The organism is Blastococcus sp. OS1-29 (assembly GCF_057628075.1).
The window spans coordinates 32,588-48,945 of record NZ_JBXXJK010000011.1 but is presented as its reverse complement, the minus strand read 5'-3'; the positions used below and the strand labels follow the sequence as shown (position 1 = coordinate 48,945).

Here is a 16,358-nt window from a genome sequence, read left to right as displayed (position 1 = left end):
CGATGCGCCGCCCATGAGAGTCCGGGAGTTGTGCGGGTGGACGGCCCAGGCATTCCGGGGCTGGTTCCGGGCGACGTCGATGGGCCGTCAACCACTGAGCGGCTGGTCCTGGACGACCGAGCTCACTCGCGACGGTCGACGACTCACATCACCCAATTCTCCCGTTCCGGCTGATCGACGTGCGACCGCACGTCCGGCTACTCGCGGGGGAGCGGTTCTGCGAGTGGGTAGCCGACGATGATCTCGGTGCCGTCTTGTCGGTGGGTGCGCCAGCGCTTCTCGACGGGGTCCCAGGCGATGGAGAAGCCATGGTGGACCTTCGTGTGGTGGCGCTCGCACAACAACGCCGTGTTCTCAGCCGATGTCTCACCGTGGTCGGCGATCCACTCCTGCACATGATGGGCGTCGCACCACCAGGTCGGAGCCGAGCAGCCGGCGAAGACGCAGCCGCCGTCGCGGGCGTCGGCGGCCTTGCGGATGTGTGCGGGGACCAGGCGCTGCGCGCGGCCGATGTTCAGTGGCATCCCGTCGGCGCCGAAGAACACCCGGGTGATGACGGAGTCGCAGGACAGCTGCCGGGCCACCTCGTTGGACACCTGCTGGCCGGAGCCCAGGCGGGCGGCTCCTGGGATCATGTCCGGGTCGAGCAGGTCCTCGGCCGAGATCGTCGCCGCGACCTGGGCGTGGTTCTTGCGCAGCATCGGGGTGTCAGCGGCGGCCAGGGCGTTGTCGGCCAGCTGGACGAGCGCGTCGCCCATCTGCTGGGCGTGGTTGCGGTCGTCGTCGGCGACCCGGCCTGCCTGCTGGTAGGCGGTGAGCGCGGTGGTCACCTTCTCGAACCCGGCGGCATCGAGGCGGCCGTGGATGGTTCCGCCACCCTCGGCGCCGGCCGAGGGGGTGAGGTGCAGTTCCCGGCGACGGGTCGGGTCGGGCTCGGGCCCGTCGGGGTCGATCCAGTTCAGCATGCGCTCGACCACGGCCGGCAGCGTCTCGGGATGGTCACCGGTCGCGCAGGCCAGCAGTGTTGCGTCGATCCCGTCGTCCCCGTGCAGGTCGACGCCGAGCGCGGTGGCGGCGGCCAGCCGTGCGGGGGTGGCGACCTTGGCCACGACGGCGGTCTGATCGGGGGTGACCCGGCCGGCGCGAGCGGCCTCGGACCACCGCGGCAGTTGCTCCAACGTCCGGCCGGCCCGGGTCATGCGCGCGGCGGTGGCGGTGGACACGTTCAGGTGCCCGGCCATCCAGGTCTTCATCGTCTTGTGCCCGTCGAACTCCGCGGCCTGGGCGCACTCGGCGGCCCGAACGGTCTCGGCCACCGCGGCCTCGATGACGTTCTGCAGCTGGGTCAATCCGCGGATCCGGGCCAGCAGCGCCGGCGCCTGGGCGGCCGGCGAGCCACCGGGGAACTCTGCACCGGCCAGCTCCCGTGCGCCGGTCAGAACGGTGGCGAGGTCCTCGGGCAGTTGCATGGACAGCTGCCGGGCCGCTTCCCGTTCGTCCGCGCGTGCGGCCCTGGCCTCGGCGGCTCGAGCCGAGGCCGACCTCCGCTCGGCCGGGGTGGGCGGAGCAGGCGAGGGGAAGGGGCGGTCGAACCGGAAAGTGCCGGCATCGGGAAAGGGATCGAAGCCGTCGTCCAGACCCATGACACCCCTCCCTCCGACCGCCGCACTGTTCGAACGTATGTTCGAAGTTTACCGCCGTCGTCTCGATACCGCAACCGGAAAGCGCTGGTCAGAGCACACGCTGCTCGAGCGGCCGCACGGCGGACGTCTCCGGGATCTCGACGGCGAAGAAGCTGTCGAACAGCTCCTCGCGGTCCGGCGCAGGTTCGACCCGCGACTCGAAGGAGGGACGGGGCTCGAACATCGCCGGCGTCGACCCTGCCGGCCCCACAGGGGAGCAGCGGCGCACCTGCGGCGACGTCGTCCATCAGTCCGGTGGGCGGCGACCCGGCGTCGGGCCGGATCGCCCGGGCCGCCCTCCGGCCCGGGCCGGGCGTTGCCTGTGGGCCAGCGCGCCGCGCGCCTTCCCACGACGGGAGCGCTTGGACAGGGCGGCCACGCTACGGAGCGACCACGCTCCGGGAGCTGCCACCGAGCGCGCTCGCGGTGGGCGGGAAGTGCTCAGGCGTCGACGAGCTCCGGGGTCGGCTCGATCGGCTGCCGAGCCGGCGCCCGGTGGGCGACGCCGGCGGCGACGACGAGACCGGCAGCGAGGGCGGGAAGCATCAGCGCCGTCTCCGCTCCCAGCCGGTCGACGACCGCGCCGGTGACGGCGGAGGCGACCGCCTGGCCGACGACGACGGCGGAGCCGAGCATTGTCATGGTGGTCGCCGAGCGGCCGGCGGGGCTGAGCGTCGCGGCGAGGCTGTAGAGCGCGACCAGCGTCGGTCCGACGCCGAACCCGAGGACGGCGAGGGCGACGAGCAGGCCGGACTCCGAGCGCGAGGTGCCGTAGCCGAGGGCCGCGGCCAGCAGCAGCGAGCCGAACACGAGCCAGCGGGCCCGCGGGGTGAACCGCTGGGGGAGCGCCGCCGAGCCGAGGGCGAGCGCCGCGGAGCCGATGCCCATGGCGCCGTAGAGCAGGCCGGCGCGGTCGCCGTCGCCGGTCGCGGCGAGGAAGCCGGTGAGGCTGGTGAGGGTGGTGCCGAAGAAGATGCCGACGCCGAGCGCGCCGGCGACGACGGTGATCAGCCGGGCGGTCGCCAGCTCGCGGATCGGCGCCTGTGCGTCGGCGGTCTCGTGCGTCGGCTGGAGACGGCCGGTCGGGTGCAGGGCGAACGCGGTCACGAAGACGGAGGTGAGGACGGCGGCGCCCGCGATGGCGACCCACGGCGCGATCGCGGTGGCCAGCAGACCCACGAGGAACGGGCCGACGATGAAGACCATCTCGTCGGCGGCGGACTCGTAGGCCATGGTGCCGTTGAGGAGCTTCTCGCGGCGGTCGGGCCTCGTTCGTCGCTTGATGATGGCGACCAGGCGGGTGCGGGAGAGCGGTGCGACCTGCGGCGCGCTGGCGCCGATGAGCACCGACAGCGCCAGGACGGCGAGGTCGGGGGCGCTGCTGCCGACGACGAGCACGAAGGCGCCGAGGAGGACGGCGTTGAGCAGCCCGAGTGGGACGAGCACACGGCGCTGGCCGAGCCGGTCGGCGGCGGCGCCCAGCAGCGGGCCGGCGAGCGCCGTGCCGATGCCGGCGACCGCGGCGTTGAGCCCGCCGAGGGCCACCGAATCGCGCTCGGCGACGACCAGGGTGAGCAGACCGACGACCATCATCGCGAACGGGAGGCGCGCGACGAAGGCGATCGGGAAGTAGGAGACGCCGGCGTGCCGGACGAGCGGGGACTCGGTGAGTCGGGGGAGTGTCATGACCTCGGTGCATCTGCGGATCGGGCGTGCCGCCTTGATCCACCGGCGGGGCCGGCCTACAGGTAGTTGCACACGAGCGTGGGGGAACAGAACTGATTCTATCGCGGACACCCTGAGGCCCGAGGCCCGAGTCCCGACGGGCACGGGAGTGCGCGGCACGCGCTGGCGGCTGAACGCGTGGAGCTCGAGACGTTCACCAACGCCGATGGTTCACGCCGCTCGAGGCGCGCGACCCCGCCGTACTCGCCGAGGTTGGGAACGGACAGAGTGCGCTGCTGCTCCAAGCCCTGGCGCACCGCGGCGTCTGACCGGCCCATTTGCCACTTGCAGCCACCTCATCTGCCTCCCGGGCCACGCACGGACCGGCAGTCTCTCCGGGCCCCCTGCACGGACTCGCATAGCGATACGTTCGCGTCTCACTACGGGGATGGAGCGCGACATGTGGGGTTGGACCGCCAAGCCGGCTGCGCCGGTGCCAGTGCAGGCAGAGCCGGACAAGAAGCGGGAGCAGTTTCTCCGCTGGGGCATTCCTGCGCTGGCTCTGGTGATCGGCATCGTCGTCGGTGGTGCTCTTACCGAATCCGACGTCGAGGCTTCTCCCGCCTACACGACGCTGCAGAGCAAGCTGGCCAGCTCACAGCAGGAGGCTGACTCGCTCGCGGACGACGTCGCAGAGGCCAAGGCGGCGATTCGCCAGGCGACCGAAGAGGGCGAAGCCCGGCTCGCACAACGGACGGCCGAGATGGACGCCCGGAGTACCGCGCTCGACCAGCGCGAGCAGGAGTTGGTGGCGCGTGAGGCTGCGGCTGTGCAAGCCCCGCAAGCCGTCACGAGGCCGGCGCCTGCTGTCTCAGTGCCGGAGGCGCCGGCCCCCTCGAGTACGTACTACAAGAACTGCGACGCAGCACGGGCCGCGGGCGCCGCTCCTGTCCGCATCGGGGACCCTGGATACGGCGGGCACCTCGACCGCGACGGGGACGGCGTCGGTTGCGAGTAGCGAGACGCTGAACCCCGAGGCCGTCACGCATCGCTGGTCCGGCGCTCCTCGGACGGGTGATATCTGGTCGACTGTCAGGTCGGCCGTCGGGTTCGTGTCGGTGGCGTCCGGTACTCCGTTGTCCGGCCAGGCCGATCAGCCGGCTTTCGGACGACGGTGAGCGGAAGGTGCGCAAGCAGTGCAGCGACTCGATGGGCAGCTGGTGCTCAGCCCGACCGACCTCACTCACCACCAGGAGTGCGCCCACCTGACCCGGCTCGACCTCGGCGTCGCGACGGGGGAGTGGGCGGCGCCGGACGAGGTCGTGTCGCCCGAGCTGCAGCTCGTCTTCGATCGTGGCCTCGAGCACGAGCGGAAGTACCTGGAGTCCCTGAAGGCCGAGGGGAAGACGGTCGAGAAGATCGAGACGGTCTTCGACGCCGACGGACGACGTCGCGCGGAGGCGGCGACCGTCGAGGCGATGCGCCGCGGAGTCGACGTCGTCTACCAGGGCACGTTCTTCGATGGCGCCTGGGGCGGGCAGGCCGACTTTCTGCTCCGGGTGGAGAAGCCGTCCCCGGTGTTCGGCGGCTGGTCCTACGAGATCGCCGACACCAAGCTCGCCCGCAAGCTCAAGGTGGCCGCGCTGCTGCAAATGGCCACCTACGCCGAGCGGCTCACCGTGCTGCAGGGCGTGGCGCCGGAGTTCATCCACGTCGTCACCGGCGACGGCGAGTCGCGACCCTGGCGGTTGATCGACGTTGCCGCGTACGCCCGCCGCGCGCGGGCCCGGCTGGAGGCCTTCGTGGCCGATCCGCCGGCGACCGGTCCCTCGCAGATCGGCTACTGCGAGCAGTGCCGTTGGGCAACGCGCTGCACCACCGAGCTGCGGCAGGCCGACGAAATCGGCCTGGTGGCGCAGATGCGCGGCGACCAGCGGGACGCGCTGCGGGCGGTAGGCGTCGCGACGCTGGCCGACCTGGCGAACGCGTCGCCGCAGGTGCTCAAGTCGTCGGGCATCGGCGTTGACGCGCGCACGCGGCTGCAGCAGCAGGCGGCCGAACAGCTGAAGGAACGGACGACCGGCCAGCCGTCGCGCACGCTGCTCGCCCCGGTGTCGGGCCTCGGTCTGCTGCGCCTCCCGCCGCCGAGCGCTGGCGACCTCTACCTCGACTTCGAGGGCGATCCCTGGTTCGAGGACGGCGCGGGTATCGAGTACCTGGCTGGGCTGGGCGACCGGGCCGGTGGCTTCTCCGCGCTGTGGGCGCACGACCGGCCGGCCGAGAAGCGGATGGTCGCCGATCTGATCGACCGCCTGGTGTCGGCCGCGCAGGCCGACCCGGGGATGCACGTCTACCACTACGCGGCCTACGAGGTCACGGCGCTGAAGCGGCTGACCGCGAGCTACGGCGTCCGGGAGGCGGAGCTCGACCAGCTGCTGCGCGAGGAGCGCTTCGTCGACCTTTATCCCGTCGTCCGGCAGTCAATGCGGATCAGCAAGGAGTCGTACTCGATCAAGAAAGTCGAGGAGTTCTACGGCCGGTCTCACGGCGGCGCGGTGACGAACGCGCTGGGCAGCGTGCTGATGTACGAGCAGTGGCTGGCCGACGGCGACCAGCAGAAGCTCGACGACATCGAGTCCTACAACAAGGACGACGTCGACTCGACCCGCGAGCTGCACGACTGGCTGGAGCAGCAGCGCGCCGAGCTGGAGGGCGTGCACGGCCCGCTGCCGCGCTCGTCGGTCGTCGTGGTCGAGCCCGACGCGAAGGTGACGGCTGTCCAGGCGATCGAGCAGGAACTGACCGAGCGGCTGCAGTCGGCCGGGCACGAGCTGCTCGGCGACCTGGTGGGGTGGCACCGCCGCGAGGACCGGCCGGCCTGGTGGGAGGTCTACCGGCTGCAGGACCTGGACGCCGAGGAGCTCGAGCGTGATGGCTCCGCGCTCGGCGGGCTGACCTTCGTCCGCTATCTGGGGCCGGAGAAGAAGAGCCACCTGTACGAGTACTCGTTCCCGGTGCAGGACACGAAGGTGTCCGCGGGCGAGGACGCCCTCGACGTGGACACCGCGAAGAAGGCGGGCACGGTCTTCGAGCTGGACGTCACGGCCGGTCGACTGGTGTTGAAGACGACGGCCGCCGAGGCACCGCGCCCCCGCGGGCTGGGGCCGGGCGGGCCACTGAACACGAAGAGCCTGCGCGAGGCGATCCAGGCGACGGGGGAGGACGTGCTGGCCGGGCGTGACTGCCTGGGGCAGGCGCTGGTCGAGCGGCGCATTCCCGCGGGAACGCGGCTCCGCGAGGGGGAGTCGACGACCGACGCGATCGTGCGGCTCGGACTCGCGCTGGACGGCGAGGTTCTGGCGATCCAGGGCCCGCCGGGGAGTGGCAAGACGACCGCGGCGGCCCGGCTGATCCGGGAGCTGCTCGACGCGGGCAAGAAGGTCGGCGTCACGGCCACCTCCCACGCCGTGATCGGCAACGTGTTGAAGGCGGTCGGACGACCGGCGCTGCAGAAGTGCGACGAGAGCCAGCACTGCGGCGCGAACGGGGTGGCCTGGTCGAACGACAACGCGGTGGTCACCAAGAAGCTGCTGGACGGGGACGTGAACCTGGTCGGCGGGACGGCGTGGTTCTGGACGCGGGCGGACGTAGCGCAGGCGGTCGACGTGCTGGTGGTCGACGAGGCGGGCCAGTTCTCCCTGGCCAACGCGGTGGCGGTGGCGCGGGGTGCGAAGTCGATGGTGCTGCTCGGGGATCCGCAGCAGCTAGCCCAGCCGAGCCAAGCGGTGCATCCGGGGGACTCCGGCGCCTCGGCGCTCGAGCACCTGCTCGACGGCCACGCGACCATCCCGCCGGAGCGTGGGGTGTTCCTCGACCGGTCTTACCGGATGCATCCGGACCTGACCGCGTTCGTGTCGGATCTAGCGTATGAGGGCCGGCTGGAGGCAGCCGACGGCCGCGTGCAGATTGCAGTGCTGGGGGAGGGGCCGCTGGCGGGCAGCGGATTGCGAGTGGTGCCGGTCGACCACGTGATGACGTGCGCGGACAAGAGCCAGCAGGAGGCCGACGTCGTCGGGCAGCTGTGGTACTCGGTGCAGGGCTCGACATGGAGGAACCACGAGGGCATGGAGTCGGTGATCGGCCCGCGGCAGGTGCTGGTGGTGGCGCCCTACAACGCCCAGGTCGCACTGATCAAGGCGACGTTGCCAGCGGGGGCCCGTGTCGGAACGGTGGACAAGTTCCAGGGCCAGGAGGCCCCGGTGGTCATCTACTCGATGACCAGCACCAGCGCCGACGAGGCACCCCGCGGCGTCTCGTTCCTCTACGACCTCAACCGGCTGAACGTGGCGGTGTCGCGAGCGCAGGCGCTGGCGGCGGTCGTGCTGAGCCCGCTGCTGCTGGATGCGCCGGTGCGGACGCCGAAGCAGTTGCGACGGGTGAACGCGCTGTGCCGATTGGTGGAGTTGTCGGCCGCCACCTCGTAAACCTATTGCGGAGCGCGGGGTACGGGCTTGCAGCCATTCTCTTCCGGAGGTGGTGCCAGAACTGCGACGTTGCACCCGGAGACGGGCTTGGACGACGCAACGACAAGCCCGAGGTCGTCCCCTTATTGATCTCCCAGTTTAACGGCTCCCCGGACGCCGTTTCGGGTGTCCGGCCTGACGCCGGGCACTGTCGAGCTGCCATTCGGTGGAAAAAGGCGGTAGGAGATGGCGCCAGCGGAAGGAGTGGTGCCAGCGTACTCGGGGGAGAACGCCGCCCGAATCTGACTAATCGTCAGGAAGTCCCCCGGCGAGCGGTCCGCGAAGGCGTGTTGGATGTGTGCGCCGATGTCGCGGCGACCGCCAGAGCTCCGTTCACTCTTGATGCGCGTCGGTGGGGTAGGCGCAGCTTGATTGTCGCGGTCAGGGCGTAGGTCCCGCTCGCTCGCGGGGGCGAAGAGTTCAGCGTCCGTCAATAGGGCTGGCCGCGGCCACAGTTGGGTCGCAATCTGCGCAAGCTGGGCGCTTCTTTCGGAAATAGCGGTCTCATCCCAGCGCTCGGGCAGCGAGCGATTGAGTGTGAGTGCCGAGTGCTCGAGAAGATGCCTCCGTTTCGTCTCCCAAGGCCCATTGCTGATTGTGCTGTTCAGCGACCCGGTGATGAGGGTCAGATTCCCGATCGTGTGCAGCAGCTCCGAGCGCTGATCGCTGACGACCTCCGCCACCGCGGGGTCGCTTGGCAAGGGCCAGTGGTCTTCCCAGCTTTGGGGGAGGAGGTGTTCCACCGATAGTTTGCGCTGCGCGGCGATCGGTTCGGAGAGGGCCCTGGTCGCCTTCGCCTCGAGTGCGAGAAGGACTCGCTGAAGTCGATCACGCTTCAGCAGCCGGTACAGGGGGAGGCGGCGGAGCGAGTGCTCGACCTCGGCGTCCGATGGCCACATGCCAGAGTCGGAACCCTGCCCCGCCAGGTAGCTCGGCACGATCTCCCCTGCGGGCCCTTCGCCACTGCCGAGGCGGCGAAGGAGCTCGAGGAACAGCCGGTTGTAGTTCTTGGTAGTCAGCCGGCAGAGGCTGCGTCGCACTACGTAGGACTCGAGCGCGAGGAGCGCGTTGCGCCGGTCGGAGCCGGAGGTGTTTGCGAAGAGCCAGAGGAGAAGGGGAGTCATCGTCGTCGTATCGACGATCTGCATACGCGCGAGAGAAGCGCGTTCCAAGGCGTCGTCTGACTGTCCAGCCTCCAACCGCTCGTAGACCTCTGCGTAGCGCGACGCTTCCTCGAGCAACTCCATTGCTCGATCGGCGTCCTGGCCGACGAAGGCTCGGGCAGTGGGGAAGAGCTGGTGCGCCTGTACTTCACGCTGCATCAGGATGACGAGGAAGTACCCCATGAAGGCATCGAGGCGAGGTCGAATCAACCGTCCCTGGCGCACCTCGTGCTGCCAGGACTCTCCTTCGAGGGGGCGCCAGTGCTTTTCGTAGAGGCTCTCGATCGGTCCTCCGGCCTCTTGAAGCGTCCGGAAGAGCAGATTCTTGATGAGGTCCGAGGCGCGCAGAGCGGTCCCTCGTGCGTTCAGCGTCTCGAAGATGACCTGGGCGTTATCAGCCGGGCCGAGGTCGATGACCACTACTTCGAGACGCTCGAACACCACCTCCGCCAAGCCCTCAAGTGCGGTTTCCGCCTCGGCTTCGCTGGAACTGGCCAAGCTGGCGGCGATGGCATCGCGGAACCACGCGTATGCACCGGGAATGCGAGGGAGACTGGGTGCGTAGGACGTGTCGCGGTACTCCCCGGTCATCACAGCGCGGTATGCGGCGCGGTCTCGGTTCGTGGGCCAGAGTTTGTGGCGCTCCTCGGGCAAATCGACGAGGTCGCGGTCGTTTTCCAGCAGCTTGGTGAGCCGCTTGACCATGACCGCGGAGGGGAAGCGCTCACGGTAGGCGTCGCGTATCGCCGCTATGAGCAGCTGCAAGGTCGTCAGCCGCTGCTGCCCATCGATGACCTCCCGAGTTTCCAGGCTGCCGTGGGCGCCGGGCTTGTACTCCAGAACGATGGCTCCCAGGAAGTGCGGGACCGTGTCACCGTTGGCCCCACGCTCGCGTGTCGCTTGCACGTCCTCCCATAGGGGCTGCCATTGAGTTGCCGCATCCCACACGTATGGGCGCTGAAAGAGCGGAACCGTCAAGCGGATATCGCTGCGGAATACGGTCCGCAAGGTGCGAGGATGGGCCTCCACTTAGAACTCCTCTTTGATTCTGAAACGCCAGACTCAGGCCGCCGTGTTGTCGGCGTGCTTGCGCCGAGCGGCTTTCCATGTCTCCGTGCTGATGATCTGCTGAACGGCATCGGCGAACGTCTCGTTCTCCAGGAGGGCTTTCAACAGCTTGTTGGAGCTTTCCTGATTCTGGAACAGCGCGCCGGCGATGTCGTCCTTCTTGATGGTCAGGGAGAACTGCTCCTCCGTGTTGTCCGCGGCGCGCTGCTGGACGTCCTCGTCGTCAGAGAGATGGCTCGGGACGCCGATGTAGATGAGCAGGCTCTCGGCCTGGCTGAGATCGATGCCGTGCGCTGCGTTGAAGGTCTGGATCAGCTCCGACAGCTTCACCATCAGCGCTTCCTCGATGGAGCTGCCGCGGCCCTCGCCGGTGTACGTCTCGATCTCTCCGCTGCTCTCACCCGGGGTGTTGCTGCCGCTGGTCTCGATGCCGGCTTGGTGGCCGACGAACGCCAGTGCGGTGCCGCCGAGGTCGATGGCACCGGACTCCGTCGGTGCGTCCTTGAGCTTGGACAGCAGAAGCTTCCCGTAGACGTACAGGCTCTCCAGTTCCTCGTCGGTGAACTTCATGACCTGACCGAGGAAGGCGTAGGCGCGGACGAACGCCTTGAGGGCGTCTCGCAGGTCGGCGAGTTCGTGCTCGGGGAGGTTGCCCGCCCGGAGGACGGCGGGGTCGACGTTGGCCGACACGGTCGCGTGGGCGGCGTCGTGCCCGAGCAGGAACGCCGCCACCGCAGCCTGCTGCTCGGCGGGATCGATGACGTGGTGGTCCTCGATGCGGGTCTGCAGGTTGTAGAGCAGGTTGGGGTCGGTCTCCTCCGTCCAACTCGATTCGTAGAACGGCGCGAACTGCTCGCGCATCTCCTCGGCGGTGTTGCGGAAGTCGAGGACGAACGTGTCCTCCTTGCCCGGGTGGATGCGGTTGAGCCGGGAGAGCGTCTGTACCGCCTTGACTCCCTCCAGCTTCTTGTCCACGTACATCGTGTGCAGCAGCGGCTCGTCGAACCCCGTCTGGTACTTCTCCGCGACGATCAGCAGCTGCCCTTCGTCGTGGAAGCGCTGCTTGGTCTGGGTCTCGGGAAAGCCGTTGAGCCCGCTCTCCGTCACCGGATCACCGGCGACGTCCGGGTCGACGAGGCTGCCGGAGAAGGCGACCATCGCGCGGATCCCGGTGAGCTGCTTCTTCTGGAGGTAGCGCTCGACAGCCGCGAGATAGCGGACGGCGTGCAGCCGGCTGCCGGTCACCACCATCGCCTTGGCCCGGCCGCCGATCTTGCCGGCGGTGACCGTGCGGAAGTGCTCGACGATGATCTCCGCGCGCTGGTCGAGGTTCGAGGGGTGCAGGTCGACGAACCGGGCCAGCGCGACGGCGGCCTTGTCCTTCTCGACCTCGGGGTCCTCGCTGGTGAGCCCGTTGGCCAGCCGGTAGTAGCGCTTGTAGGTCACGTAGTTGGCCAGGACGTCGAGGATGAAGCCCTCCTCGATGGCCTGGCGCATCGAGTAGAGGTGGAACGGCTCGTAGACCGTCGTCCCGGCCTCGTCGCGCGGCGTGCCGAACAGCTGGAGCGTCTTGCCTTTCGGCGTCGCGGTGAAGGCGAAGAACGACAGGTTCGGGCTGCGTCCCCGCGACGCCGCGGCCGCAGCCACGGTGGAGACCAGCAGGTCCTGGTCGTCGCCCTGGGACGCCTCGGCGTCCGCAGCCTCGGCCTCGGCGGCGGCGAGCGGATCGGCGGCGCCGAGCACCTTCTTCAGCTTCTGCGCGGCGTCGCCGGTCTGCGAGGAGTGCGCCTCGTCGACGATGACGGCGACCCGCTTGCCGACGACGGCGGCGTCCTGGGCGATGACCGGGAACTTCTGCAGCGTGGTGATGATGATCTTCGTGCTGGTGTCGGCCAGCGCGGCTTTGAGCTGTTGGGAGTCCAGGTCGATCCGCTGCAGCAGGCCCTGGACGTGCTCGAAGCCGGAGATCGTGGCCTGCAGCTGCGCGTCGAGCACCCGCCGGTCGGTGATGACGACGACCTTGTCGAAGACCAGCTCGTCGGTGCCGAGCTTCGCGCCGGTGCCGAGCAAGGCGGGATCGCTTGGGGAGTGCAGGTCGGCGAGGCGGTGGGCCAGCCAGGCGATCGAGTTGGACTTGCCCGAGCCGGCGGAGTGCTGCAGCAGGTAGTTCTGCCCGGAGCCGTGGACGGCGGCGTGCGCGGTCAGCCGCTCGACGACGTCCCACTGGTGGTAGCGGGGGAACAGGACCGAGCGGCCGCCCTGCTTCGGCACCTCCTCCTGCACGTAGCGGTGCAGCAGGTCGAGCCAGGTGTCGCGGGCCCACACCTGCTCCCACAGGTAGGCGGTGCGGTGGCCCTTTGGGTTGCCCGGGTTGCCCTTGCCGCCCTTGCGGCCGGGGCCGGCCGAGCCCTGGTTGAACGGCAAGAAGACGGTCTTTGACCCGGCCAGCTTCGTCGTCATGAAGACGACGTCGGGGTCGACGGCGAAGTGCGCCAGCGCGCGGCGGGCGAAGATCCGGTCGGCCGGATTGCGCTGTGCCTTGTCGCGGTACTGCGCCTTGGCGTGCTCGACCGTCTGGCCGGTGAAGTGGTTCTTCAGCTCGGCGGTGGCCACCGGGATGCCGTTGACCGCGAGCATCAGGTCGAGCGACTGGTGCGGCGACGACTCGCTGTGGTGCAGCTGCCGGTAGACCAGCAGCCGGTTGCCCGCGTACTGGCTCTGCAGCTCCGGGGTGAGCCCGGACGTGGGTCGGAAGAAGGCGAGCTGGATGCGCTGACCGGAGTCCTTGACGCCACGACGCAGCACCTGGACGACGCCCTGCGCGTCGATCTCCTCGGCGATGCGCTTGAGCACCTTGGGGACGACGCCGGATCCGTGGCGCTCGGCCAGCTTCGCCCACGTCTTCGGCTGGGTCTCCTGGAGGAATGCGATCAACTGGACCGGGTCGAGCCCAAGACCGACGTCGTAGTCGGTGGGGGAGCCGGGCCGCCAGCCGTGGGCGAGGAGATGAGCCTCGATCGCGGCCTCGAAGTCGGACTCGGTGTGCCCCGCCATCACGCCACCGCCCGAGCCGTCGTGACGTCGAAATGCCCGGTGACTGCAGCGGTGATCAACGCTTGCTGCCGCTCCTCAAGGAGAGCCACGGAGCGACTCAGTACCTCCTGAGCTTGCCTGACCTGGTCATCGAGTGACCGTACTTCAGCTGCCACAGTCAACTGATACTCGAATGGGGCTGCCGGGATATGTAGCCCACGAACAGCGTCACTCGGAAGATTGTTCGCCATGCCCTCGGCTCCACTCGTTCCAAGCTTGATCGCTTCCCGTACCGGACGACTACGGAGCATCAAAGCGATGTACGTCGGATCCGTATGGCGGTCGAGGCGCAGCCGGTAGATCTTGTCGCAGAGCAGAATGTTCTCGGGAGCGGCCGGCGGGACAACGGCGGCGCTTCCAATCAGGTCGAGCGAACCACTTGCTCGTGACATGAGCAGGTCACCGGGCCGGATCAGGTACTCCAGCCTGGGCGGCAGATCCGAAGGTAGCGCCTTGTGCTCCCTCGGCCGGAACGTTCCACCGTTCACGGCACCGGCCTTCAACACCCCATACTCAGCAGCTGTCGCCAGTCGGTCCTGGCACTGGGGCGACCAGCCTTGTTCCAAGCCGCCGAGGAGCAAGCCGAGTCTGACCGCGCCGAAGAGTTCGGACGCCTTGGTGTAGTAGCCCGTCAACTGGGCGTTGGCCGACTCAGCAACCACGTCGGCTTGCCGCCTTCGCAGTGCAATGGCGCGGTCGAGGCGGGCGACCTGGTCGTCGAGGAAATCCGCGATCCGCCGCTGCTCATCGTCGGGAGGGAGCGGAACCGGCATCTGGTGAAAGTCTTCCTTCGATACGCGACGATCGAAGGTGCTCTCGGCGCGCGTATATAGCCGGTACTGCCTTCGGTACTCGACGCTACGCAGAAGGTGATGCATGTACTGCGGACGGACACCTGGAACGAACCGATACACGCGGTAGTCCGGGCTCACAGATCCGGCGATTCTTGTGACTGCAATGCCCCCGCCAATGAGCCACATGGGATTGACGATCAGGTCACCAGGCCGAGCCACCCACCCGTTGCGGATCGTCGCATCCGAGGAGGCCTGCCGTCCGTCACCGTCTCGCTCACTGACGGAACCGTTCGATGACAGCGACAGTGGAGGCGCCGTCGCATCGGTATTGCGATCGACGACCAGCGCTGCGGTGCGCCTGAAGGGCACTGCAGGCCAACACGCTCGACTGGCGAGTGCTGCTGCAGCAAGGTGCGCGCTCATCGCTTCAGCCCAGCAAACACTTGCTGAATCTCCGCCTCGACGGTTTTGAGTTCGGCGTCGATCTCGGCGAGGGGCCGCGGCGGGACGTACTTGTAGAAGAACCTCGTGAACGGGATCTCGTAGCCGATCTTGGTTTTGGTGTGGTCAACCCAGGCGTCCGGCACGTGGGGAAGGACCTCCCGGGCGACGTAGGCGTCGACGTCCTCGGTGAGGGGCACGTTCTCGTTGTCGCGGAGGTCGGGGTCGGGGAGCGGATCGCCCTTTTTGTCGGTGACGATCGGCGCGTCCGGGTCGGCCACCGCCGCCGCCGAGAGCACCGCCTTCTTGAGCGTCGGCGGCAGGCCGACCTGGCCGCGGGCGGTGCAGGCGTTGAGCAGACGCTTGGTGAACGCCTTCTCGTCCTCCTCGGACGCGCCCAGCAGGTCGATCAGCGCGCCCAGTACCGCCTCATGGGTCTTCCGCGCGTCGTCGTCCCCAAGGGAGAGGGCGACCACCGGCTTGGCCGAGCGGACCGCCTCGATGGTCTCCTCGGTGATAGTCCAGCGGCGGCGAAGCGGCCGCTCGACGGTGATCCGGCGGAAGCCGAAGGTGTCGTTGTCGAACACCTTCACCCGCTCGTCGTCGTCCGCCAGTTGCGGGGCGTCGTGGTAGAGCCGGGTGACCTCGGCGATGTGCGCGTCGTCCAGGTACTTGCGCTTGTCGCCGAGGCTCTTGCGGATCTTCGACCACTCGCCGCGGGCGTCGATCAGCGCGACCTTGCCCTGGCGCTCGGGACGCTTGCGGTTGGTGACGATCCAGACGTAGGTGCTGATCCCGGTGTTGTAGAAGAGCTGATCGGGCAGCGCGACGATGCCCTCGAGCCAGTCGTTCTCGATGACCCAGCGGCGAATGTTGCTCTCGCCCGACTCGGCCGCGCCGGCGAACAGCGGGCTGCCGGAGAAGACGATCGCGATGCGGCTGCCGCCGTCCTCGGCGGGCTTCATCCGGGCGATCATCTGGAGCAGGAAGAGCAGCGACCCGTCGGAGACGCGGGGGAGACCCGCGTTGAAGCGGCCGCCCGGCTGCTTCGACTCGGCGACGATTGCGTCCTTCGACTTGTTCCAGTCCACGCCGAACGGCGGGTTGGCCAGCAGGTAGTCGAAGCGCTTGTCGGCGTGCCCGTCGGCGGTGAGCGTGTTGCCCAGCACGATCCGCTCCGGGTCCTGGCCCTGGATCAGCAGGTCGGACCGCGCGATCGCCCACGTCTCGGGGTTGAGCTCCTGGCCGAACATCTCCAGCCGGGCCTTCGTGTTCAGTCGGGTCAGCCACTGGTCGGCAATGTTCAGCATGCCGCCGGTGCCGCAGGCGGGGTCGTAGATCGAGCGCACCGGGGCGGTGCCCGTGAGCACGTCCGAGTCCTCGCCGAACAGCAGGTTGACGATGAGCCGGATGACTTCCCGCGGGGTGAAGTGCTCACCGGCCGTCTCGTTGGAGAGCTCGGAGAACCTCCGCAGCAGCTCCTCGAAGATGTAGCCCATCGCGTGGTTGGGCACGACCTCCGGCCGCAGATCGAGGTCGGCGAACTTGCCGAGCACCAGGTAGAGCAGCCCCGCGTCGTCCAGGCGGCTGATCTGCTCGTCGAACCGGTACTTCTCCAGCACCTGAGCGGCACCGGGCGAGAAGGCCCCGATGTAGGCGCGCAGTTGCTGGGCGAGGTTGTTGGGGGAGTCGAGCAGCTTCGTGAATGTCAGCGGGCTGACGTTGTAGAACGGCACGCCCGCGGCGTCGCGCAGCAGGACGTCCGGGTTGTCGGTGACGCCCTTGAGCTGCTCGGCGCGAGCCAGCACCGCGGCCTTGGTCTCTTCGAGCACGGCATCCAGCCGCCGCAGCACCAGCAGGGGGAGGATCACCCCGCGGTACTCCGCCGGCTTGTAGTCGCCGCGCAGCAGGTCGGCGACCTGCCACACG

The 16,358-nt window shown here is 68.8% G+C and carries 9 protein-coding genes; 2 read left to right on the top strand and 7 right to left on the bottom strand.

Annotated elements, in window-relative coordinates; translation table 11 throughout:
* Positions 1 to 197 precede the first annotated feature (197 nt).
* The 3 genes from AC2H4J_RS22910 to AC2H4J_RS22900 all read right to left on the bottom strand — a co-directional run bounded on the left by AC2H4J_RS22910 (position 198) and on the right by AC2H4J_RS22900 (position 3,368).
* Positions 198 to 1,643 carry an HNH endonuclease signature motif containing protein gene (locus AC2H4J_RS22910; protein ID WP_487467229.1) on the bottom strand — a complete coding sequence of 482 codons (1,446 nt, stop codon included), beginning with the start codon at positions 1,641 to 1,643 and terminating at the stop codon, positions 198 to 200.
* An 88-nt stretch (positions 1,644 to 1,731) separates the two neighbouring features.
* On the bottom strand, positions 1,732 to 1,866 hold the full coding sequence (locus tag AC2H4J_RS22905) for a hypothetical protein (protein ID WP_487467228.1): 135 nt from the start codon (positions 1,864 to 1,866) through the stop codon (positions 1,732 to 1,734).
* A gap of 257 nt (positions 1,867 to 2,123) precedes the next feature.
* Positions 2,124 to 3,368, bottom strand: coding sequence for an MFS transporter (locus AC2H4J_RS22900; RefSeq protein ID WP_487467227.1), 1,245 nt, complete (start codon positions 3,366 to 3,368; stop codon positions 2,124 to 2,126).
* A gap of 427 nt (positions 3,369 to 3,795) precedes the next feature.
* On the opposite strand from AC2H4J_RS22900, the gene AC2H4J_RS22895 reads away from it, so the two are divergent.
* Both AC2H4J_RS22895 and AC2H4J_RS22890 read left to right on the top strand, forming a co-directional pair.
* The gene (locus AC2H4J_RS22895; RefSeq protein WP_487467226.1) at positions 3,796 to 4,365 is read left to right on the top strand and encodes an excalibur calcium-binding domain-containing protein; all 570 of its coding nucleotides are present in this window, start codon (positions 3,796 to 3,798) and stop codon (positions 4,363 to 4,365) included.
* Positions 4,366 to 4,543: 178 nt separating this feature from the next.
* Positions 4,544 to 7,831 (top strand): TM0106 family RecB-like putative nuclease, encoded by a 3,288-nt coding sequence (locus AC2H4J_RS22890; protein WP_487467225.1) that lies wholly within the window; start codon positions 4,544 to 4,546, stop codon positions 7,829 to 7,831.
* A 122-nt stretch (positions 7,832 to 7,953) separates the two neighbouring features.
* On the opposite strand, the gene AC2H4J_RS22885 is transcribed toward AC2H4J_RS22890, so the two are convergent.
* From AC2H4J_RS22885 to AC2H4J_RS22870, 4 genes are read right to left on the bottom strand one after another with little or no spacing between them, the layout of a single operon-like run.
* Positions 7,954 to 10,062: a DUF262 domain-containing protein gene (locus AC2H4J_RS22885; RefSeq protein ID WP_487467224.1), complete on the bottom strand. Its 2,109-nt coding sequence runs from the start codon at positions 10,060 to 10,062 to the stop codon at positions 7,954 to 7,956.
* A 33-nt stretch (positions 10,063 to 10,095) separates the two neighbouring features.
* Complete coding sequence (locus AC2H4J_RS22880) at positions 10,096 to 13,155, bottom strand: type I restriction endonuclease subunit R (RefSeq protein WP_487467223.1); 3,060 nt, start codon at positions 13,153 to 13,155, stop codon at positions 10,096 to 10,098.
* Entirely contained in the window at positions 13,155 to 14,411 is a 1,257-nt protein-coding gene (locus AC2H4J_RS22875; protein ID WP_487467222.1) for a restriction endonuclease subunit S domain-containing protein, read from the bottom strand. Before AC2H4J_RS22875 ends, AC2H4J_RS22880 begins: the two co-directional genes overlap by 1 nt.
* Positions 14,408 to 16,357 carry a type I restriction-modification system subunit M gene (locus tag AC2H4J_RS22870; RefSeq protein ID WP_487467221.1) on the bottom strand — a complete coding sequence of 650 codons (1,950 nt, stop codon included), beginning with the start codon at positions 16,355 to 16,357 and terminating at the stop codon, positions 14,408 to 14,410. Before AC2H4J_RS22870 ends, AC2H4J_RS22875 begins: the two co-directional genes overlap by 4 nt.
* Between the last annotated feature and the right edge of the window lies 1 nt (position 16,358).